The sequence below is a fragment of the Rhodococcus sp. 14C212 genome, assembly GCF_011058195.1.
GTDB classification, from domain to species: Bacteria; Actinomycetota; Actinomycetes; order Mycobacteriales; family Mycobacteriaceae; genus Rhodococcus; species Rhodococcus aetherivorans.
Genome location: NZ_JAALEH010000033.1, coordinates 14,018 through 35,259, shown reverse-complemented (window position 1 = coordinate 35,259; position 21,242 = coordinate 14,018). Strand labels below are relative to the sequence as shown.

The window sequence follows — 21,242 nt, the reverse complement described above, 5'->3', positions numbered from 1 at the left end:
GCAGCGCATGACCGACGAACGATCCGGCTCGGCCAACCCCTGGGTGGCGCTGCGGCCGGGCGACGACCCGTCGCAGCTGGCGCAACGTGCGTCCTCGGCGCACAGTTCGTTCCTCGACGCGGCCGACACGTCGGTCGTACCTGCCTCCGTCCGCTCGGTGGTCCGCGAATCCTGGCTACGCAGCCGCAGGAACGGCATCAGTCCCGACGCCGTCGAACAGCCGAGCCTGCTCACGGGCCTGGACCTCGAGCGGTACCGGGCCGGGCACCCGATGGCGCTGATCCGCCCCGTCGTGCGCAAGCTGCTGGTGGAGGACGCCGCCGACAGCGGGCTGCTCGTCGCGATCAGCGACGAACAGGGCCGGCTGCTCTGGGTCGAGGGTGATCACGCCGCCCGTGACCGGGCGCTGTCGATGAGCTTCGTCGAGGGTGCCGACTGGAGCGAGGAGCGGGTGGGCACCAACGCGCCCGGCACCGCTCTCGCTGTCGACCACTCCGTCCAGATCGTCGCCGCCGAGCACTTCAACCGCACCGTGCACGAATGGAGCTGCTCGGCCGCGCCGGTGCACGACCCGAGCACCGGCCGGATCCTCGGCGCCATCGACATCACCGGCGGGCTCCGCGTGGCCGCGCCGGAGGTGTTGCAGCTCGTGCGGGCCACGGTCGCCGCCGCCGAGTCGGAACTGCGGCTGCACCTGCTCAGCTCGCCCCGGCTGTTGTCGGCTGCACGGACGAGTCTCGACACGTTCGGGTCCGGCCGGCCCACTCTGCACCGCGACGGCGAACGGATCCCTCTGTCCCAGCGCCACGCCGAGATCCTGCTGCTGCTCGCCGAACATCCCGAGGGTCTGAGCTCGGACCGGCTTGCGGTGCTGCTCGACGAGGCCGAGCTCGACTCCGTCACCATCCGTGCCGAGATGTCGCGCCTGCGAAAGGTTTTCGGACCCGAGGGGCTCGGCTCGCGCCCATACCGGCTCCTGGGTGAACTCGTCACCGACGTCGCGGAGGTCCGCGGCGCACTCGATCGCGGCGATGTGGCGACGGCGGTGCGTCTGTATGCCGGACCGGTGCTGCCCGGATCGGCCGCGCCCGGCATCGAGGAGATCCGGGACGAGCTGCGCGCCCGGGTGCAGGCCGCGCTGCTCCGGGCCGGCGACGCCCAGTTGCTCGCGCGGTGGACCGCGTCGGTGCACGGGCGCGACGACATCGCCGCGTGGGAGGCGTACCTGACCACCCTCGATCCGCGTTCGACGCTGTTCGCCCAGGTCAAGGCCCGGATCGGGCTGCTGGACCGCCAGCTCGGGATCTGAGGCTCGGACCTACGCAACGTAGTTGCAACCCACCGGTTCGTAGTGTTCCGGATCACACGCCCCGCATGGGGAGTGCCAGACCATCCGAGGAGTGAACACCGATGACCGTGTACGCCCGTCCCGGCTCGCCCGACGCCCTGATGTCCTTCCAGTCCCGCTACGACAACTGGATCGGCGGCCAGTGGGTACCGCCTGTGAAGGGTCAGTACTTCGAGAACGTCACCCCGGTCACCGGTCAGCCGTTCACCGAGGTGGCCCGGTCCACCGAGGAAGACATCGAGCTGGCCCTCGACGCCGCCCACGCCGCCGCGCCGGCCTGGGGCAAGACGTCCGTCGCCGAGCGTTCCATCCTGCTCAACAAGATCGCCGACCGTATCGAGGAGAACCTCGAGTCGATCGCCCTCGCCGAGACCTGGGACAACGGCAAGCCGATCCGCGAGACCCTCAATGCCGACATCCCGCTCGCGATCGACCACTTCCGCTACTTCGCGGGCGCGATCCGTGCGCAGGAGGGCTCGATCTCCGAGATCGACGCCGAGACCGTCGCCTACCACTTCCACGAGCCGCTCGGCGTCGTCGGCCAGATCATCCCGTGGAACTTCCCGATCCTGATGGCCGTGTGGAAGCTCGCCCCCGCACTGGCCGCCGGCAACGCCGTCGTCCTCAAGCCGGCCGAGCAGACGCCCGCGTCGATCCTGCACCTGATCTCCGTCATCGGCGACCTGCTGCCCCCGGGCGTGGTGAACATCGTCAACGGCTTCGGCGTCGAGGCCGGCAAGCCGCTGGCCTCGAGCCCGCGCATCCGCAAGATCGCGTTCACCGGCGAGACCACCACCGGCCGCCTGATCATGCAGTACGCCTCGCAGAACCTGATCCCCGTCACCCTCGAGCTCGGCGGCAAGAGCCCGAACATCTTCTTCTCCGACGTGCTCTCGTCCAACGACGACTACCAGGACAAGGCGCTCGAGGGCTTCACCATGTTCGCCCTCAACCAGGGCGAGGTGTGCACCTGCCCGTCGCGCGCCCTGATCCAGCAGGACATCTTCGACGACTTCCTGTCGCTGGCCGCGGTGCGGACGAAGGCCGTGCGCCAGGGCGACCCGCTCGACACCGACACGATGATCGGTGCCCAGGCGTCGAACGACCAGCTCGAGAAGATCCTGTCCTACATCGAGATCGGCAAGAGCGAAGGCGCGCAGGTGATCACCGGCGGCGAGCGCGCCGATCTCGGTGGCGACCTGTCCGGCGGCTTCTACGTCCAGCCGACGGTGTTCAGCGGCCACAACAAGATGCGCATCTTCCAGGAGGAGATCTTCGGACCGGTGGTGTCCGTGACGTCCTTCCAGGACTTCGACGACGCCATCTCCATCGCCAACGACACCCTCTACGGCCTCGGCGCCGGCGTCTGGTCCCGTGACGGCGGGGTCGCCTACCGGGCCGGTCGCGCCATCCAGGCCGGCCGGGTGTGGACCAACACCTACCACCAGTACCCGGCGCACGCGGCGTTCGGTGGCTACAAGCAGTCCGGCATCGGCCGCGAGAACCACCACATGATGCTCGACCACTACCAGCAGACGAAGAACCTCCTGGTGTCCTACGCGCCGAAGGCCCAGGGCTTCTTCTGATCCGAAGACCCGGCGCCTGTCACGTCATCCCCCCTGCGACGTGGCAGGCGCCGTTCCCATTCCGCCCTGCCCCGAGTCGAGCGAATGTATCGCCCACTCGATCAGTCGAGGTGAGCGATACATTCGCTCGGGGGAGGCGCACGCCGACAACCGGAAAGGCACCGCATGTCCGTCCCGCTCCGCCTCGTCGCCACCGCCGATGCGGTTGCTCTCCTGCGCCGTCTCGCCGAGCGGCACGGGCCGCTGATGATGCACCAGTCCGGCGGCTGCTGCGACGGGTCGGCACCGATGTGCTACCCGGACGGCGACTTCGTCGTCGGCGACCTGGACGTGCTGCTGGGGGTGCTGGACCTGCGTCTGCAGGTGGGGGCGACGGCCGGTGACCTGCCCGCGGGCGCCGACGCCGTCCCGGTGTGGATCTCGGGGTCCCAGTTCGAGGCGTGGAAGCACACGCAGCTCGTTCTCGACGTGGTGCCCGGCCGCGGCTCCGGGTTCAGCCTCGAATCACCCGAGGGGCTGCGCTTCCTCAGCCGCGGCCGCGCCTTCGCCGCCGAGGAGAACGACGCTCTCGCCCGCGACACACCGCTGCTCGGCAAGCGGTGGGCCGCCGGCGCCCGTCCGGAGCCGGCCGCCGAGCCGACCGTCGTGGCCGAGGCCGCCGACGCGTGCCCGGTGCCGACGCCCCGGGGCGCCTCCTCGTAACACTTCCGTGACCGCGTACTGACGCGGTGTGTACCTGCCGCTCGTACCGTGAGTACGCGCGGTGTCCTCGACGTGCCCGCTCGACACGTCGCCATCCTCCGTCGAGAAGAGAGATCATGTCGTTGACCGACCCGCCCAGGACCGGGGCCGGGACCCCGGCCCACCACGACGGCGCGGACTTCCACGCCGAGAGTCGTGCGTATCTCGAAAAGCGCACTCTGAGAAAGGGTTCGGCAGGCTGGGTGCTGCTCGCGGGCCTCGGCGTCAGCTACGTGATCTCCGGTGACTATGCCGGCTGGAACAACGGCCTGGCCGAGGGGGGATTCGGTGGACTGCTCGTCGCCTCGGTGGTCATCGCGGCCATGTACTTCGCGATGGTGCTCGGCATGGCCGAGCTGTCCTCCGCGCTGCCCGCCGCCGGCGGCGGCTACACCTTCGCGCGCCGCGCCCTCGGACCGTGGGGTGGATTCGCCACTGGCACAGCAATTCTCATCGAGTACTCGATCGCCCCGGCCGCGATCGCCACGTTCATCGGCGGGTACGTCGAGTCGCTGAACCTGTTCGGCATCACCGACGGATGGTGGATCTATCTCGCCGTGTACGCGGTGTTCATCGGCATCCACCTCACCGGCGCCGGCGAAGCCCTCAAGGCGATGTTCGTGATCACCGCGATCGCGCTCGTCGGGCTCGTGGTGTTCGCCGTCTCCGCCGTCGGGCTGTTCGAGACCGCGAACCTGACCGACATCGCCGTCGACGAGACCGCCGCCGGAGCGTCGTCGTTCCTTCCCTTCGGTCTGTTCGGCATCTGGGCGGCCGTGCCGTTCGCGATCTGGTTCTTCCTCGCCGTCGAGGGGGTGCCGCTGGCCGCCGAGGAGGCGACCGAGCCGGAGAAGAACGTGCCCAAGGGCATCATCGTGTCCATGCTGGTGCTGCTCGTCACCGGTGCGACCGTGCTGTTCCTGGCCACCGGCGCCCTCGGCGCCGAGGCCCTGTCCACCTCCGGCAACCCGCTCGTCGAGGCGCTCGGCGACAGCGGCGCCGCGAAGGTGGTCAACTACATCGGTCTCGCCGGTCTGATCGCGAGCTTCTTCTCGATCATGTACGCGTACTCGCGGCAGACGTTCGCGCTCTCCCGTGCCGGCTACCTCCCCACGAGCCTGTCGCTGACCAACAAGCGCAAGGCACCCGTGCTGGCGCTGATCGTCCCCGGCGTGATCGGGTTCGCGCTCTCGCTCACCGGCGAGGGAGCGATGCTGCTCAACATGGCGGTCTTCGGCGCCGCGGTGAGCTATGTGCTGATGATGGTCAGCCACATCGTGCTGCGCCGGCGCGAACCGCACATGCCGCGGCCCTACCGCACCCCCGGCGGCGTCGTCACCACCTCCTTCGCGCTGGTCGTCGCCGCGGCCGCCGTCGTGGCCACCTTCCTGGTCGATCCCGTCGCCGCGCTGTGGACCCTCGGTGCCTTCGCCGCGTTCATGGCCTACTTCGGGCTCTACAGCCGGCACCGGCTGGTGGCGAACTCGCCCGACGAGGAGTTCGCCGCGCTCGCCGAGGCGGAGGCCGAGCTGAAGTGAGCGTCTACACCCAGCATCTCGCCGGCACCACCTACACCTTCGACGGCCTCGTCGACCTGCTCGCCAAGGCCACCCCGCGCCGCTCCGGCGACGAACTCGCCGGGTGCGCGGCCGAATCCGACGCCGAGCGCGCGGCCGCGCAGTGGGTGCTCGCCGACGTGCCGCTCGACGTGTTCCTCGCCGAGCCGGTGGTGCCGTACGAGACCGACGAGGTCACCCGGCTGATCCTCGACGATCACGACCGCGACGCCTACCGGGCCGTGCAGCACCTGACGGTCGGGGGACTGCGCGACCTGCTTCTCGACACCGTCACGAGAACCGATGCGGCCGCGGCGTTCGCCGCCGTGTCGCCCGGCCTGACCCCCGAAATGGTCGCCGCCGTCAGCAAGCTCATGCGCAACCAGGATCTGATCGCGGTGGCCCGCGCGATCGAGGTCACCTCGGCGTTCCGCACCACCGTCGGACTGCCCGGCCGGCTCGGCACCCGGCTGCAGCCCAACCACCCCACCGACGATCCACGCGGCATCGCCGCCGCGACCCTCGACGGGCTGCTGATGGGCTGCGGCGACGCCGTCATCGGCATCAACCCGGCCACGGACTCGCCACAGGCCACCGCCGACCTGCTGAACCTGCTCGACGAGATGCGGCTGCGCTTCGACATCCCGGTGCAGTCGTGCGTCCTGTCCCACGTGACGACCACGCTCGGCCTCATCGAGGCAGGTGCCCCGGTGGACCTGGTGTTCCAGTCCATTGCCGGCACCGAGGGGGCGAACGCCGGCTTCGGCGTGAACCTGGCTCTGCTGCGGGAGGCGAACGAGGCCGGTCGCGCCCTGGGGCGTGGCACCGTCGGCGACAACGTCATGTACCTCGAGACGGGGCAGGGCTCGGCGCTGTCGGCGGGCGCCCACCTCGGCACGGGCGGACGCCCCGTCGACCAGCAGACCCTCGAGACCCGCGCGTACGCCGTCGCCCGGGCGCTCGACCCGCTGCTGATCAACACGGTGGTCGGGTTCATCGGCCCGGAATATCTCTACGACGGCAAGCAGATCGTCCGGGCGGGACTCGAGGACCACTTCTGCGGCAAGCTGCTGGGCCTGCCGATGGGCGTGGACGTCTGCTACACCAACCACGCCGAGGCCGACCAGGACGACATGGACACCCTCCTGACCCTGCTCGGGGTGGCCGGCGCCGCGTTCGTCATCGCGGTGCCCGGAGCCGACGACGTCATGCTCGGCTACCAGAGCCTGTCGTTCCACGACGCGCTGTACGTGCGTCGCGCGCTCGGCCTGCGGGCCGCCCCCGAGTTCGAGCGGTGGCTCTCCGGCCTCGGCATGGTGGACGGAGCCGGGCACATCCTGCCGGTGGACGCGGCGGCCTCCCCGCTGCGCGCCCTCGCGGGAGGTGCGGCGTGAGCGGGTCCGTCGACCGTGATTTCTGGGCGCCGCTGCGGTCGGCGACCCAGGCCCGCATCGGGCTCGGCCGGGCCGGCGACGGCCTGCCGACCGCTCGGGTGCTCGAGTTCCGGGCCGCGCACGCCGCGGCCCGCGACGCGGTGCACCAGCCCCTCGACGTACCGGCGCTGGCCACCGACGTCGAACGCCTCGGACTCGGCGCGCCGATCGTCGTCACGAGCCGGGTGAGCGATCGCGGCGAGTACCTGCGCCGCCCGGACCTGGGCCGCCTGCCCGAGGATCTGTCCGCGGTCCCCGGCACCGGCGCCGACGTCGGGGTGGTCCTCGCCGACGGGCTCTCGCCGCGGGCCCTGGCGGAGCACGGTGTCGCGCTGCTCGAGGCCGTCGTGGCGGCGCTGCCGCGACACCTGTCCGTGGCGCCGCCGGTGATCGCGACGTCGGCGCGGGTCGCGCTGGGCGACCACATCGGCGCCGCCCTGGGGGTGCGCACGCTGCTGGTCCTGATCGGGGAGCGGCCCGGGTTGTCGGTCGCCGACAGCCTCGGGGTGTACCTGACCCACGAGCCGCGGCCCGGTCGTGCCGACGCCGAGCGGAACTGCGTGTCCAACATCCACCCGCCGGAGGGGCTCGGGTATGCCGCGGCCGCGCGCGTCGTCGCGGGGCTGGTCGACGGTGCGCGCCGGCTCGGGCGTTCCGGTGTGGACCTGAAGGACACCACGCGGACGGACCGGCTCGATTCCGCGACGGTGGGAGAGTTGTAGGGGGCGAGAGTGCGACGTACCCGCGTGGGCGGTTGACATCGCGACCGGAAGCGCCAAATCATGTACTCCGCCCGACCGGGTGACACGTACCGCCCGCGACCGGGCGACGAGGAGAAGACACGATGGCGTTCGCTGGCAATGTCGACGAGCTGGCTCTGCTGCAGACGGTGCGGTTGAAGGAGACCGTCACCGCCGAGGTGATCGCGGCGCATCTGGGGGTGTCCGTCGCGTCCGGGCGGGCGGCGTACGACGCGCTCGTCACTCAGGGCAAGGCGAAGGAGACCGGCAACGGCATCTCCCTGACCGACGCGGGTGCCGCGGAACTGACCGATCAGCTCGACGCGGAGCGCGTCTCGATCGACGAGGATTCTCTCGCGGAGCTGTTCGAGCAGTTCGGGCCGCTCGACGAAGAGCTCACCGCGCTGCTCGCCGAGCCGGAGTCCGACAACTTCCTCGACGAACTGATCGAGCTGGATCGCAAGGCGCAGAATCTCTTCGACGACGTGTCGGCGTTCGTTCCGCGCCTGTCGCGGTATCAGGACCTGTTCGCCGAGGCGCTCGGGAAGATCAAGTCCGGCGCCCTGGCGTGGGCTACGGCGCCGAACATCGACTCGTACAGGACCGTGTGGAGCGAGATGCGCGCCGAACTCGCCGGCGCCGCCGGCCGCTGACCGGCGCCGCCGGTCAGCGGAACGCGGCGACGAAGCGCCGCTGCCAAGGCGTTTCCACCGATCGGCGCGAATAGTGCTCGCGCACATAGGCAACGGCCTCGCCGGCCGGTACGCCGTCGAGAATCGCGAGGCAGGCCAGGGCGGTGCCCGTGCGCCCCTGGCCGCCGCCGCAGGCGACCTCGACGCGGTCGGTCACGCACCGCTGCCACGCCTCGTGCAGTATCCGGCGAGCAGCGCCGGTGTCGGAGGGGAGTCGGAAGTCGGGCCACCGGATCCACCGGGCCTCCCACGGGACCGGCGGCGGCGTCCGGCCCGCGAGGTACACCCCGAGGGCGGGCTGCGGTCCGGCCGGGAGGGGACGTCGCATGCCCCGGCCCCGGACGTACCGGCCCGACGGCAGTGCCAGGATCCCCGGGGCGCTCGGGTCCCAGGTCGTCGCCATGAACGGAGCGTAGACGGCGCGAAAGCTGTTCGGTCACCGGGTGTCCCGGGATCGGCACGGTTCCCGCGCGGACGACCACGCGTGGTGCGGGTGCGCGGTGTCCCACGACGATCAAGTCCTTCGTTCGGCGAACTACGTGATACGGCTCACAGCCACCCCCCTTTCGGGGGTAGTGGGGGAGTGAGGCGGATCACTACCTTTCCTTCCATCCCGCGGCGCAGGCCCGCCGCGGCTCGGACGGAAATACGGAGGACAGACGTGACCACAGTGTCGACACCGGGGGCCGAACCCCCCGTGGTACCGGCGGGGCAGAAGCCCGCCGCGCCGACCGCCCCCGCACCGGGCGGACCCGGCATCCGACGCGTCGCCATCGCCAGCTGCATCGGCACCACCATCGAGTTCTACGACTTCTTCATCTACGGAACCGCCGCAGCCCTGGTCTTCCCGACGGTGTTCTTCCCGGCGCTCGGCGCCACCGCCGGCACGGTCGCCTCGTTCGCGACCTTCGCCGTCGCCTTCATCGCCCGCCCGGTCGGCGCCATGCTGTTCGGGCACTTCGGCGACCGCATCGGCCGCAAGAAGACCCTCGTCTCCACGTTGCTGCTGATGGGCATCTCGACCCTGCTCATCGGGCTGCTGCCGGGGGCCGAGACGATCGGCGTCGCCGCCCCGATCATCCTCGTGCTGCTGCGCTTCGCGCAGGGCTTCGCCGTCGGCGGGGAGTGGGCCGGCGCGACGCTGCTCACCGCCGAGTACGCACCACCGGGCAAACGCGGCCTGTACGCGATGTTCCCGCAGCTCGGCCCCGCCATCGCCTTCGCCCTGTCGAGCGCCACCTTCCTGTTCACCGGCCTGGCCCTCGGCGACACCAACGAGGCCTTCCTCAACTACGGCTGGCGCATCCCGTTCCTGTTCAGCATCGTTCTCGTGGCCATCGGTCTCTACATGCGCCTCGCCATCGAGGAGACCCCCGTGTTCCGGGCCGAGAGCGAGGCCCGTGCCGCCGCCCCGGCCGAGAAGCGCACCCTGCCGTTCCTCGACGCCCTGCGCTACCAGACCAAGGAGATCCTCCTCTCGGCCGGCGCACTGGCGATCATGTTCGCCTTCTTCTACATGGGCACCGCGTACCTGACCAGCTACGCGACCAAGACCCTCGGCTTCTCCCGGCCGTTCGTCCTCACCGTCGGCATCGTCGCCTCGTTCGTCTTCGGCGCCGCGATCGTGCTCTCCGCGCTCTACTCCGACCGGGTCGGCCGCCGGCGCGTCATCATGATCTCCTGCGGCTTCTCCGTCGTGTGGGCGCTGGCGCTGTTCCCGCTGCTCGATACCGGATCGCCGGTCGCGTTCGTCGTCGGCATGATGGTCACCCTGGCCATCTTCGGCATCGCCTACGGACCGTGTGGCGCGCTGCTGCCGGAGATGTTCCACACCCGGTACCGGTACACCGGTGCGGGACTCGGCTACAACCTCGCCGGCGTCCTGGGCGGTGCGATTCCGCCCATGCTGGCCGCGCCCCTCGCGGCGTCCTACGGCGGCGTCGCCATCGGCATCATGCTCTCCGTGCTCGGCGTGCTGAGCTTCGTGTGCACCAAGGCTCTCGTCGAGACCCGCGACCGAGCGCTCTGACCCATCGGCGCCCTCCCCGACACCCCGGGGAGGGCGCCTCGTGCTGCCACCGCCAACTGTCCAGAATTCGAACACCTGCGGCGCCGGATCGACGAGCATGGTGGACGAGTCCTCGAGATCCCCTCGCTCGCCCCGGGCCGCGCACACTGCAGGAGCACCCATGACCGGCTTCACCACACCCGAACTGCCCAGCTACACCTCGGGGGCGTGGAACACCCCGCTGCTGGGGGACACGATCGGCGACAACTTCGACCGCACCGTCGCCTGCCACGGCGACCGCGACGCGCTCGTCGACCGCGCCGCCGGCCGGCGCTGGACCTACACCGAACTGGCCGCGGAGGTCGACGCCCTCGCGCTCGGTCTGCTGCGCGCAGGCATCGGCAAGGGCGACCGGGTGGGCATCTGGGCGCCGAACCGCGCGGAGTGGGTGTTCGTCCAGTACGCGACCGCCAAGATCGGCGCGATCCTGGTCAACATCAACCCCGCCTACCGCTCGCACGAACTGCAGTACGTGCTCACCCAGGCCGGGATCCGGATGCTGATATCCGCGCCGAATTTCAAGACGTCCGACTACGCCGCGATGATCGCCGAGGTGCGCGGCGACTGCCCGGACCTCGAGCACGTGGTGCTGCTCGGATACCCCGAATGGGACGAACTCGCCGAGTCCGGACGCGCCGCACTCGCCGACGACCGCACCCCGCTCGACGCCGCCCAGCGCGACCTGTCGGCCGACGATCCGATCAACATCCAGTACACCTCCGGCACCACCGGATTCCCCAAGGGCGCCACCCTCAGCCACCACAACATCCTCAACAACGGATTCTTCGTCGGCGAGCTGTGCCACTACACCGAGAACGACAAGGTGTGCATCCCGGTGCCCTTCTACCACTGCTTCGGCATGGTCATGGGCAACCTGGCCTGCACCAGCCACGGCGCGACGATGGTCATCCCGGGACCCGCCTTCGACCCGGCCCAGACCCTGGCCGCCGTCGCCGAGGAGCGCTGCACCTCCCTGTACGGGGTGCCGACGATGTTCATCGCCGAACTCGCCGACCCCGCATTCGAGACCCACGACCTGTCGAGCCTGCGGACCGGCATCATGGCCGGCTCCCCGTGCCCGGTCGAGGTGATGAAGCAGGTCATCGAGCGGATGGGCATGACCGAGGTCTCCATCTGCTACGGCATGACCGAGACCTCGCCGGTGTCCCTGCAGACCCGCAGCGACGACACCATCGACCAGCGCGTGTCCACCGTCGGCCGCGTCGGCCCGCACCTCGAGGTCAAGATCGTCGACCCGGCCACGGGCCTGACCGTGCCGCGCGGCGAACCGGGCGAGCTGTGCACCCGCGGCTACTCGGTGATGCTCGGCTACTGGAACCAGCCCGACAAGACCGCCGAGGCCATCGACAAGGCCCGGTGGATGCACACCGGCGACATCGGCGTCATGGACGCCGACGGGTACGTCTCGGTCACCGGCCGCATCAAGGACATGGTCATCCGTGGTGGCGAGAACATCTACCCGCGGGAGATCGAGGAATTCCTCTACACCCACCCGGACATCCTCGACGCCCAGGTCGTCGGCGTGCCCGACGAGAAGTACGGGGAGGAACTCATGGTGTGGATCCGGCTGCGGGAGGGGGCGGCGCCGCTCGACGCGCAGTCGCTGCGCGAGTACTGCACGGGTAAGCTCGCGCACTACAAGATTCCCCGCTACGTGCATCTCGTCGACGAGTTCCCGATGACGGTCACCGGCAAGATTCGCAAGATCGAGATGCGCGAGCTGTCCACGGCCCTGCTCGGGGAGGCCGAGCGGGGGTGAACGGTCTGCGGCCGGAGATTGCGCTGTCCTGGAAACGCTCGCAGCTGAGCGGGATAGACCCGGGACGGCTCCCCGAGCCGACCCTGCTGGGCCCCTCGGACGCGGCCGGGCGGCTGCTCGAAGCCGCCCGGCCGGTGCTCGACGAGCTGCGCACGCAGCTCGCCGGCACCGGCTGCTGCATCCTCCTCGTGGACCGGGACTGCCGGATCGTGGCCCGGCTGTTCGACGCGGCACCCATGCAGCACGCCATGGAGGAGATCGGCGTGGTCCCCGGCGCGACCCTGAGCGAGGACACCTACGGCACCAACGCTCTCGGCACCCCGTTCGAGGTGCGGCAGAGCCTGGTGGTGCACGGCGAGGAGCACTACCTCGAGTTCCTCAAGGACTTCAGCTGCTACGGGCACCCGCTCGTGCATCCCGTCACCCGCCGCATCGAAGGCATCCTCGACATCACTGCCGCCGGCAAGACCGCCAATCCGCTGTTCGTGCCGTTTCTCGCCCGCGCGGCCCGCGACATCGAGGCGCGGTTGCTCGAGGGGGCCCGCGAATCGGACCGGCGGGTGGTCGACGCGTTCCAGCGGGCCGCGCAGCAGCGCGGCGTCGCGGTCGCAGCCATGGGCGAGGACATCATGCTCACCAACAAGGCCGCCGTGGAACTGCTCGTGCCCGCCGACCACGCGGCGCTGCGCGCGATCGCGGTCGACCTGCCGGCGGGGGAGTCCCGCACGATGGACTTCGCGCTGTCCGCGGGCGGGCACACCCGGTTGCGGATCGACCGCATCCCGGGCATCGGTAGCGGGGCGCTGTTCCTGCTCGACGCCACCGGCGCGCGGGAACCCGTGCCCCGCAGCGACGTCGCGCAGGACGCGACGACGCGGCTGCGGCAGCGGCTCGGACGGCTGCGCGAGCGCACCGGTGGCGTGGCGATCCTCGGTGAGCCCGGGAGTGGGCGAACCTGGGCCGCAAAGGAACTCGTCCGCGACACCGTCGCCTTCCTCGATGCCGCCCGGATCGTGGGCGAGGGTGAACGCGAGTGGTCGGCCGGGCTGCTGTCGGTCGCCGCCGCTGCGGCGGACGGCGGCGTCGTGGTCGTCGAACACGTGCACTTGGCGTCGGATCCGGTGCTGGCGCTGCTCTCGTCGATGCTCTCCGACCCGGCCGCGGCCCGCCTCGTGCTCACCGCGGACCCCCTGGACGACGTCCGCCCGCCGGTGCGAGAACTGTTGGCGCGCTGCCCCGGTCAGGTCCGGGTACCCGCGCTGCGGCAACGGATCCGGGAACTCGGCGACCTGGCCTCCGCGCTGGCCCGGGAACTCGACCGGCCGGACCTGCGCCTGGGTCCCAGTGCCCTGACGGCGCTGTCGGAACGCTCCTGGCCCGGCAACCTCGCCGAGTTGCGGGCGGTGCTGGCCGCCATCCCGGAGCGGGAGTCGCCGCTGCCGGTGCGGGTGGAGGATCTTCCGGTCGAGTACCGCGCGACGAGCCGGGTCTCACGCCTGGGCGGGCGCGAGCGCGCCGAGCGGGAGGCCATCATCGAGGCGCTGCGCGAGAGCGGCGGCAACAAGGTGCACGCCGCGGCGCGGCTCGGTATCAGCCGCACCACGCTCTACAGCAGGATCCGCGCACTCGGCATCGCCGGCTGACCGTTGTATGCGTATGTGCGCACTGTCCAATCCTTGAACAGTTCCCGCAGGCCTGCCCGAAGCAGTATGACCCGTGTCACACTACTTCAGGAGGTTGGGCATGACAGCTGTTGCCGAGCACACCGTCGCTCCGCGGGTCCGGGAGTTTCTCTCCGGGACCAGGCAGCTCTACATCGGCGGCGAATGGGTCGACGCCGCCTCGGGCCGCGTCTTCGCGACCTACGATCCCGCGACCGGGGGCAAGCTCACCGACGTCGCCCACGGCGCTGCCGAGGACGTCGACCGGGCCGTGCGGGCCGCCCGCAAGGCGTTCGACGAGGGCCCCTGGCCGACGATGAAGGCCGCCGAGCGCGAGCGCATGATCTGGCGGGTCGGTGATCTGCTCACCGAACGCGCCGAGGAGTTCGGCCAGCTCGAGGCCCTCGACAACGGCAAGTCCGCCGTGATCGCCGCCGCCGTGGACACGGCATGGTCGGCGGACATCTTCCGCTACTACGCCGGGTGGGCCACCAAGATCGAGGGCAGCACGGTCAACGTCACGATGCCGTTCGTGCCCGGCGGGGAGTTCCACGCCTACACGCTGCGCGAGCCGGTGGGCGTGTGCGGGCTCATCGTGCCCTGGAACTTCCCGCTGCTGATGGCCGCGTTCAAGCTCGCGCCGGCCCTGGCCGCCGGGAACACGGTCATCCTCAAGCCCGCAGAGCAGACGCCGCTCACGGCGCTGCTGCTCGCCGAGATCTTCGAAGAGGCCGGCTTCCCGCCCGGCGTGGTGAACATCGTGCCCGGCTTCGGCGACGCCGGCGCCGCGCTCGCCGCCCACGACGACGTCGACAAGATCGCCTTCACCGGGTCCACCGAGGTGGGCAAGAAGGTCGTCGACGCCGCCAAGAGGAATCTGAAGAAGGTCTCTCTCGAACTCGGCGGCAAGAGCCCGAACATCGTCTTCGCCGACGCGGACTTCGACGCGGCCGTGCAGGGCTCGCTCGATGCGTGGCTGTTCAACCACGGTCAGTGCTGCGTCGCCGGCACCCGGTTGTTCGTCGAGCGTCCCATCTTCGAGAAGTTCACCGAGGCCGTCGCGGAGGCGGCGAGCAGGGTGAAGATCGGCCCCGGTCTCGATCCGGCCACCCAGCTCGGCCCGCTGGTCTCCCAGGAGCAGCTGGACCGGGTGACCGGCTACCTGCGTCAGGGCCTGACCGACGGGGCGCGCGCCCTCACCGGCGGAAAGCGCTGGGGCGACAAGGGCTTCTTCGTCGAACCGACCGTGCTGGTCGACGTGCAGCCCGACTTCAGCGTGGTGCGCGAGGAGATCTTCGGCCCCGTCGTCGCCGCCATGCCGTTCGACGCCGACGAGGGCATCACCGCCGCGGCCAACGACTCGATCTACGGGCTGGCCGCCGGCATCTGGACCCGGGACCTGTCGAAGGCGCACCGCACCGCGCGGCGGCTCAAGGCCGGTTCGGTGTGGATCAACCAGTACAACGGCTTCGACACCGCGATGCCGTTCGGCGGGTTCAAGCAGTCCGGGTGGGGACGCGAGCTCGGCGCGGGAGCGCTGGACCTCTACACCCAGACCAAGGCCGTGAACATCGCCCTCTGACCCAGTCACCCGCCACACCCAAGGAGAACAACGATGAAGACCAAAGCCGCAGTCCTGCTCGAGACCGGCAAGCCGTTCGAGATCATGGAACTCGACCTCGACGGCCCGGGCCCCGGTGAGGTGCTGATCAAGTACACCGCGGCGGGCCTGTGCCACTCGGACCTGCACCTGACCGACGGGGACCTGCCCCCGCGCTTCCCGATCGTCGGCGGCCACGAGGGTTCCGGCATCATCGAGGAGGTCGGGCCCGGCGTCACCAAGGTCAAGCCCGGGGACCACGTCGTGTGCAGCTTCATCCCGAACTGCGGGACCTGCCGGTACTGCTCGACGGGCCGGCAGAACCTGTGCGACATGGGGGCCACCATCCTCGAGGGCTGCATGCCGGACGGCTCGTTCCGGTTCCATTCGGGAAGCACCGACTTCGGCGCGATGTGCATGCTCGGCACGTTCGCCGAGCGCGCCACCATCTCGCAGCACTCGGTGGTCAAGGTCGACGACTGGCTCCCGCTCGAGACCGCCGTGCTCGTCGGCTGCGGTGTGCCGTCCGGTTGGGGCACCGCGGTGTACGCCGGGGACGTCCGCGCCGGCGACATCGTCGTGATCTACGGCATCGGCGGCCTCGGCGTCAATGCCGTCCAGGGTGCCGTGCACGCGGGCGCCAAGTACGTCGTGGTCGTCGATCCGGTGGAGTTCAAGCGCGACACCGCCCTGAAGTTCGGTGCCACGCACGCCTTCGCCAGTGCCGCCGAGGCGGCCGAGAAGGTAAACGAGCTGAGCTGGGGCCAGGGCGCCGACGCCGCCCTGATCCTCGTCGGCACCGTCGACGAGGAGGTCGTCTCGGCGGCCACCTCGATCGTGGGCAAGGGCGGCACCGTCGTCATCACCGGCCTGGCCAATCCGGAGAAGCTGACCGTGCACGTGTCCGGAACGGAACTGACCCTGTTCCAGAAGACCATCAAGGGCTCGCTGTTCGGTTCGGCGAACCCGCAGTACGACATCGTGCGGCTGCTGCGGCTCTACGATGCCGGTCAGCTGAAGCTCGACGAGCTGGTCACCCACCGCTACAGCCTGGAGGAGGTCAACCAGGGCTACCAGGACCTGCGGGACGGCAAGAACATCCGCGGCGTCATCATCCACGACGCCTGATCGTGGGGTGCGCCCCGGCCGGCCGGGCCGGGGCGCACCTCCAGGACCGCGCAACTTTTTGCAGAAGATTCACCGGAATTCACCCGAAGCGCGCATATTCCGCGCACTCTGTGGCATACCGTCCCCACGGTTCTATGTTCCGAGAGAGGAGCCCGTGATGGGAGAAATCATCGGCACGATCATCTTCGGCGCGGTCATCGGTGTGCTCGCACGGCTGGTGATACCGGGGAAGCAGGCGATGGGGTGGCTCATCACCATCGTCATCGGCATCATCGGTGCCCTGATCGGCTACTGGATCTGGGGCCTGATCAGCGACCAGGGCGACACCGAAGGTATCGACTGGATCCGCTGGATCATCAGCATCGCCGTGGCGGCGGTGCTGACGCTGGCCTACACCTCCATGACGAGGGACAAGGTCCGGTAACGGCGGCGGAACGGGGCCCCGTCCGGAGATCCGGACGGGGCCCTCGTGCCTGTTCAGGTTCCGGAGCCCCCGGGGCCCGGCCGTTCGGTGCCGAGCGCGGCCAGGGTCATACGCCGCAGAATCGCCCGGGTCGCCGCGGGGGAGGACCGGTCGGCGCTGTGCGGCGTCGAGTTGATGAGCCCGAACGCCGCGTGGGCCATGGTACGAGCGTCGGACTCCCCCAGGGCGGGGTCGAGCCGGCGCAGCACGCCCACCCACAGCTCGACGTACCGCCGCTGGGTCTGGCGCACCTCCCTGCGGGCGTCCTCCGGGAGGGACTGCAGCTCCCGGTCCTGGACGCGGATCAGGTCCGGCTCTCCGAGCGCGAAGTCGAGGTGGAAGTCCACGAGCCGGCCGAGTGCGCGCCGGGGCTCGTCGGTGTGGTCGATCACGTCGGTGCCGCCGGCCAGCAGGCGGCGGCTGATGTCGACCAGGAGCTCGACGAGCAGCGCGTCCTTGTTCGGGAAGTGCCGGTAGACGGCGGGACCGCTGATGCCCACCGCCGCGCCGAGATCCTCGAGGCGCACGCCGTTGAAGCCGCGCTCGGCGACGAGCCGTGCCGCGGCCTGCAGCAGCTGCCGCCGCCGGTCGGCCTTGGCCCGGCCGCGCGGGGTGAGCAGCTGCTCATCGGTGTCCGGCTTCAGGTCGGTCATCGCCCGCACCGTTCCTTCCTGATGTGGTCTGGACAACTCAGTTAATCACAGCTAACCTTATTTTCAGTTATCGAGTATTAACTCAGGCGCTCACCCCATGGCGAGGACGGTACTGTGACAACCCCCCCAACGACCGCTCCGCGGACCTACCGCGACCAGCATGTCCAGCTGGTCGCCGAGCTGCGCGACAAGCTCGCGACCGCCTCCCTCGGCGGCAGCGAGAAGGCGCGGGATCGACACGTCGCCCGCGGCAAGCTGCTGCCCCGCGACCGCGTCGACGCCCTGCTCGACCCCGGTAGCGCGTTTCTCGAGATCGCGCCGCTGGCCGCGAACGGCATGTACGACGACGAGTGCCCGGGCGCGGGCATCATCGCCGGGATCGGCCGGGTGTCCGGCCGCGAGTGCGTGATCGTCGCGAACGATGCCACCGTCAAGGGCGGCACCTACTACCCGATCACGGTCAAGAAGCACCTGCGGGCGCAGGAGATCGCGCTGCAGAACCAGCTGCCCTGCCTCTACCTGGTCGACTCCGGCGGGGCGTTCCTGCCGCGGCAGGACGAGGTGTTCCCCGACCGCGAGCACTTCGGCCGCATCTTCTACAACCAGGCCACCATGAGCGCCAAGGGGATCCCGCAGATCGCCGCGGTGCTGGGCTCGTGCACCGCCGGCGGCGCCTACGTGCCGGCGATGAGCGACGAGGCCGTCATCGTCCGCAACCAGGGCACCATCTTCCTCGGCGGCCCGCCGTTGGTGAAGGCCGCCACCGGCGAGGTCGTCACCGCGGAGGAACTCGGCGGCGGGGACCTGCACTCGAAGGTCTCCGGTGTCACCGACCATCTCGCCGAGGACGACCGCGACGCGCTGAACCGGGTGCGCGACATCGTCGCCACGTTCGGGCCCCGCACCCCGCGGCCGTGGGACGTGGCGCCGACCTTCGCGCCCGCCGCGGATCCGGCCGAGCTGTACGACGTGGTGCCCACCGACCCGCGCACCCCCTACGACGTGCACGAGGTCATCGAGCGCATCGTCGACGGCGATCCGGCCGGTCCCGGCTCGAGCTTCTCCGAGTTCAAGGCCGAATACGGCAAGACCCTGGTCACCGGCTTCGCCCGGATCCACGGCCACCCGGTCGGCATCGTCGCCAACAACGGCGTGCTGTTCGGTGAATCCGCCCAGAAGGGCGCCCATTTCATCGAGCTGTGCGACAAGCGCTCGATCCCGCTGCTGTTCCTGCAGAACATCTCCGGGTTCATGGTCGGGCGGGACTACGAGGCCGGCGGCATCGCCAAGCACGGCGCCAAGATGGTCACCGCCGTCGCGTGCGCGCGGGTGCCGAAGCTGACCGTCGTCGTCGGCGGCTCCTACGGCGCCGGCAACTACTCGATGTGCGGGCGGGCGTACTCGCCGCGCTTCCTGTGGATGTGGCCCAACGCCCGCATCTCGGTGATGGGCGGCGAGCAGGCCGCCTCCGTCCTGGCGACGGTGCGTTCGGAACAGCTCGACGCGTCCGGCAGCCCGTGGACCGCCGAGCAGGAGGAGGCGTTCAAGGCGCCGATCCGCGCGCAGTACGAGCACCAGGGCAACCCCTACTACTCGACCGCGCGGCTGTGGGACGACGGCATCATCGATCCCGCCGACACGCGGGAAGTTCTCGGCCTGGCCCTGTCGGCGTGCGCGAACGCACCCCTCGAGCCGGTCTCCTACGGCGTCTTCCGGATGTGAGGCACATGAGCATGTTCGATACCACCGGCCGAGCTGGGATGTTCCATACCGTTATGGTCGCCAACCGCGGGGAGATCGCGGTCCGGGTGATCCGCACCCTGCGGCGGATGGGGATCCGCTCCGTCGCCGTGTACAGCGACGCCGACGCCGGCGCCCGGCACGTGCGCGAGGCCGACACCGCGGTGCGGATCGGCCCCGCCGCCGCGCGCGAGAGCTACCTCGACATCGCCAAGGTGATCGACGCGGCCCGGCGCACCGGTGCGCAGGCGATCCACCCCGGTTACGGCTTCCTGTCCGAGAACTCGGGCTTCGCGCAGGCCTGCGCCGACGCCGGGATCGTGTTCCTCGGCCCGCCCGCCAAGGCCATCGAGGTGATGGGCGACAAGATCACCGCGAAGAACGCCGTCGCCGCGTTCGACGTCCCGGTCGTGCCGGGCATCTCCCGGCCCGGCCTGACCGACGACGAGTTGATCGCCGCGGCAGGCGACATCGGGTACCCGGTGCTGATCAAGCCGTCCGCCGGCGGCGGTGGCAAGGGCATGCGCCTGGTCACCGAATTCGGTCAGCTCGCCGAGGCGCTCGCCTCCGCGCGGCGCGAGGCCGCCTCGGCGTTCGGCGACGACACCCTCTTCCTGGAGCGCTTCGTGCAGCGCCCACGGCACATCGAGGTGCAGATCCTCGCCGACACCCACGGCAACGTCGTTCATCTCGGCGAGCGTGAGTGCAGCCTGCAGCGCCGCCACCAGAAGGTGATCGAGGAGGCCCCGTCGCCGCTGCTCGACGAGGTCACCCGTGCCCGGATCGGGCAGGCCGCGTGCAACACCGCCCGCAGCGTTGACTACACCGGCGCCGGCACGGTCGAGTTCATCGTCTCCGCGGACGCGCCGGACGAGTTCTTCTTCATGGAGATGAACACCCGCCTGCAGGTCGAGCACCCCGTCACCGAACTGGTCACCGGACTGGACCTGGTGGAGTGGCAGGTGCGCGTCGCCGCGGGCGAGGCGCTCGGTTTCGAACAGGACGAGATCACCCTGACCGGGCACGCGATCGAGGCCCGCGTCTACGCCGAGGACCCCGCCCGTGGGTTCCTGCCCACCGGCGGCACCGTCGTGGGGCTCGACGAACCAGGCGGGGCGAGCGCAGCGGGGATCCGCGTCGACTCCGGCCTCGAGGTGGGCACGGTCGTGGGCAGCGACTACGACCCGATGCTGTCGAAGGTGATCGCGCACGGACCCGACCGCGCTGCCGCGCTGCGCCGGCTCGACCGCGCCCTGGCCGAGACCGCGGTCCTCGGAGTGGTCACCAACATCGACTTCGCCCGCTTCCTGCTCGCCGATCCCGACGTGCAGGCCGGCAACCTCGACACCGGGCTGCTCGATCGCCGCCTCGGCGACTACGCCGCCCCGGACACCCCCGATGCGGTGCTCGTCGCCGCGGCCGCGCACCGCTGGCTGCGACGCTGGCCCGCCGTGTCGAGCCAGGACCCGGTCGATCCGTGGGACCGGCCCACCGGCTGGCGGGTCGGGGGATCCGCGCCGACCACCGTGCGGCTGCAGACGCCCACCCGCACCGACCACGTGCACCTGACCGGCACCCCGCAGGCCGCCACCGCGCGGATCGAGGACGGCCCGGACCGGGTGCTGACCGCCCGGCTCGAGGGGGATCGCCTCGCCGTCACGCTCGACGGGGTGCGCTCGGAGTTCCGCGTCGCCGAGGGCGACGGGCAGCTGTGGCTCGCCGGCGACGGCGGCACCTGGCCGGTGCGCGAGGCCCGCGAGGCGAACATCCGCGGCGCCGACGCCCACGCCGGTGAGGCCGAGCTGACCAGCCCGATGCCCGGCACCGTCATCGCCGTGTCCGTCGAGCAGGGCGCTGCCGTCACCGCCGGCGCCACCGTCGTCGTCGTCGAGGCGATGAAGATGGAACACGCCCTGAGCACGCCGATCGACGGCACCGTCGAACTTCTCGTCGCCCCCGGGGATCAGGTCAAGGTCGACCAGCTCCTTGCCCGCGTCGTCCCCACCGACACCACCGACACCACCGACACCACCGACAGCTAGGACACAGCAGC

At 70.5% G+C, this 21,242-nt stretch carries 17 protein-coding genes; 15 read left to right on the top strand and 2 right to left on the bottom strand.

All coding sequences use genetic code 11. The annotated features are described in order from the left end of the window. Window positions 1-7 precede the first annotated feature (7 nt). The 7 genes from G6038_RS16000 (at window position 8) to G6038_RS15970 (ending at window position 8,057) form a co-directional block, all read left to right on the top strand. Complete coding sequence (locus G6038_RS16000) at window positions 8-1,309, top strand: helix-turn-helix domain-containing protein (protein WP_165038819.1); 1,302 nt, start codon at window positions 8-10, stop codon at window positions 1,307-1,309. Window positions 1,310-1,410: 101 nt separating this feature from the next. After that, window positions 1,411-2,934 (top strand): aldehyde dehydrogenase, encoded by a 1,524-nt coding sequence (adh, locus tag G6038_RS15995; protein WP_165038818.1) that lies wholly within the window; start codon window positions 1,411-1,413, stop codon window positions 2,932-2,934. A 165-nt stretch (window positions 2,935-3,099) separates the two neighbouring features. Next, on the top strand, window positions 3,100-3,636 hold the full coding sequence (locus G6038_RS15990) for a DUF779 domain-containing protein (RefSeq protein ID WP_165038817.1): 537 nt from the start codon (window positions 3,100-3,102) through the stop codon (window positions 3,634-3,636). 116 nt (window positions 3,637-3,752) lie between these two features. Continuing rightward, window positions 3,753-5,213, top strand: a complete 1,461-nt coding sequence (eat, locus tag G6038_RS15985) for an ethanolamine permease (RefSeq protein ID WP_165038816.1) — start codon at window positions 3,753-3,755, stop codon at window positions 5,211-5,213. Next, the gene (locus G6038_RS15980; protein WP_165038815.1) at window positions 5,210-6,625 is read left to right on the top strand and encodes an ethanolamine ammonia-lyase subunit EutB; all 1,416 of its coding nucleotides are present in this window, start codon (window positions 5,210-5,212) and stop codon (window positions 6,623-6,625) included. The genes eat and G6038_RS15980 overlap by 4 nt, the downstream gene beginning before the upstream one ends. Then, window positions 6,622-7,386, top strand: coding sequence for an ethanolamine ammonia-lyase subunit EutC (gene eutC / locus G6038_RS15975; RefSeq protein ID WP_165038814.1), 765 nt, complete (start codon window positions 6,622-6,624; stop codon window positions 7,384-7,386). The genes G6038_RS15980 and eutC overlap by 4 nt, the downstream gene beginning before the upstream one ends. A gap of 122 nt (window positions 7,387-7,508) precedes the next feature. Continuing rightward, complete coding sequence (locus G6038_RS15970) at window positions 7,509-8,057, top strand: hypothetical protein (protein WP_165038813.1); 549 nt, start codon at window positions 7,509-7,511, stop codon at window positions 8,055-8,057. Window positions 8,058-8,070: 13 nt separating this feature from the next. Here the strand turns inward: G6038_RS15970 and G6038_RS15965 are convergent, their stop codons facing one another. Next, window positions 8,071-8,499, bottom strand: coding sequence for a protein-tyrosine phosphatase family protein (locus G6038_RS15965; protein ID WP_165038812.1), 429 nt, complete (start codon window positions 8,497-8,499; stop codon window positions 8,071-8,073). A 294-nt stretch (window positions 8,500-8,793) separates the two neighbouring features. Between G6038_RS15965 and G6038_RS15960 the strand changes: the two genes are divergently transcribed. From G6038_RS15960 to G6038_RS15935, 6 genes are all read left to right on the top strand, one after another. Continuing rightward, window positions 8,794-10,125, top strand: coding sequence for an MFS transporter (locus G6038_RS15960; protein ID WP_165038843.1), 1,332 nt, complete (start codon window positions 8,794-8,796; stop codon window positions 10,123-10,125). A 160-nt stretch (window positions 10,126-10,285) separates the two neighbouring features. Beyond that, window positions 10,286-11,944 (top strand): AMP-binding protein, encoded by a 1,659-nt coding sequence (locus G6038_RS15955; protein WP_165038811.1) that lies wholly within the window; start codon window positions 10,286-10,288, stop codon window positions 11,942-11,944. Further along, window positions 11,941-13,587 (top strand): helix-turn-helix domain-containing protein, encoded by a 1,647-nt coding sequence (locus G6038_RS15950; RefSeq protein WP_165038810.1) that lies wholly within the window; start codon window positions 11,941-11,943, stop codon window positions 13,585-13,587. Before G6038_RS15955 ends, G6038_RS15950 begins: the two co-directional genes overlap by 4 nt. Window positions 13,588-13,687: 100 nt before the next feature. Next, complete coding sequence (locus tag G6038_RS15945) at window positions 13,688-15,187, top strand: aldehyde dehydrogenase family protein (RefSeq protein WP_165038809.1); 1,500 nt, start codon at window positions 13,688-13,690, stop codon at window positions 15,185-15,187. 33 nt (window positions 15,188-15,220) lie between these two features. Then, a complete protein-coding gene (locus G6038_RS15940) occupies window positions 15,221-16,333 on the top strand; it encodes an NDMA-dependent alcohol dehydrogenase (RefSeq protein ID WP_100057576.1) in 1,113 nt (370 codons plus the stop codon). Window positions 16,334-16,490: 157 nt separating this feature from the next. Then, window positions 16,491-16,757: a GlsB/YeaQ/YmgE family stress response membrane protein gene (locus G6038_RS15935; RefSeq protein ID WP_165038808.1), complete on the top strand. Its 267-nt coding sequence runs from the start codon at window positions 16,491-16,493 to the stop codon at window positions 16,755-16,757. 53 nt (window positions 16,758-16,810) lie between these two features. Here the strand turns inward: G6038_RS15935 and G6038_RS15930 are convergent, their stop codons facing one another. Next, the gene (locus tag G6038_RS15930; protein ID WP_165038807.1) at window positions 16,811-17,449 is read right to left on the bottom strand and encodes a TetR/AcrR family transcriptional regulator; all 639 of its coding nucleotides are present in this window, start codon (window positions 17,447-17,449) and stop codon (window positions 16,811-16,813) included. Window positions 17,450-17,563: 114 nt separating this feature from the next. Here G6038_RS15930 and G6038_RS15925 point away from each other — a divergent pair, with 114 nt between their 5' ends. Both G6038_RS15925 and G6038_RS15920 read left to right on the top strand, forming a co-directional pair. Beyond that, window positions 17,564-19,171, top strand: coding sequence for a carboxyl transferase domain-containing protein (locus G6038_RS15925; RefSeq protein ID WP_165038806.1), 1,608 nt, complete (start codon window positions 17,564-17,566; stop codon window positions 19,169-19,171). Between the two features lie 11 nt (window positions 19,172-19,182). After that, window positions 19,183-21,231 (top strand): acetyl/propionyl/methylcrotonyl-CoA carboxylase subunit alpha, encoded by a 2,049-nt coding sequence (locus G6038_RS15920; protein WP_206024821.1) that lies wholly within the window; start codon window positions 19,183-19,185, stop codon window positions 21,229-21,231. Window positions 21,232-21,242 lie beyond the last annotated feature (11 nt).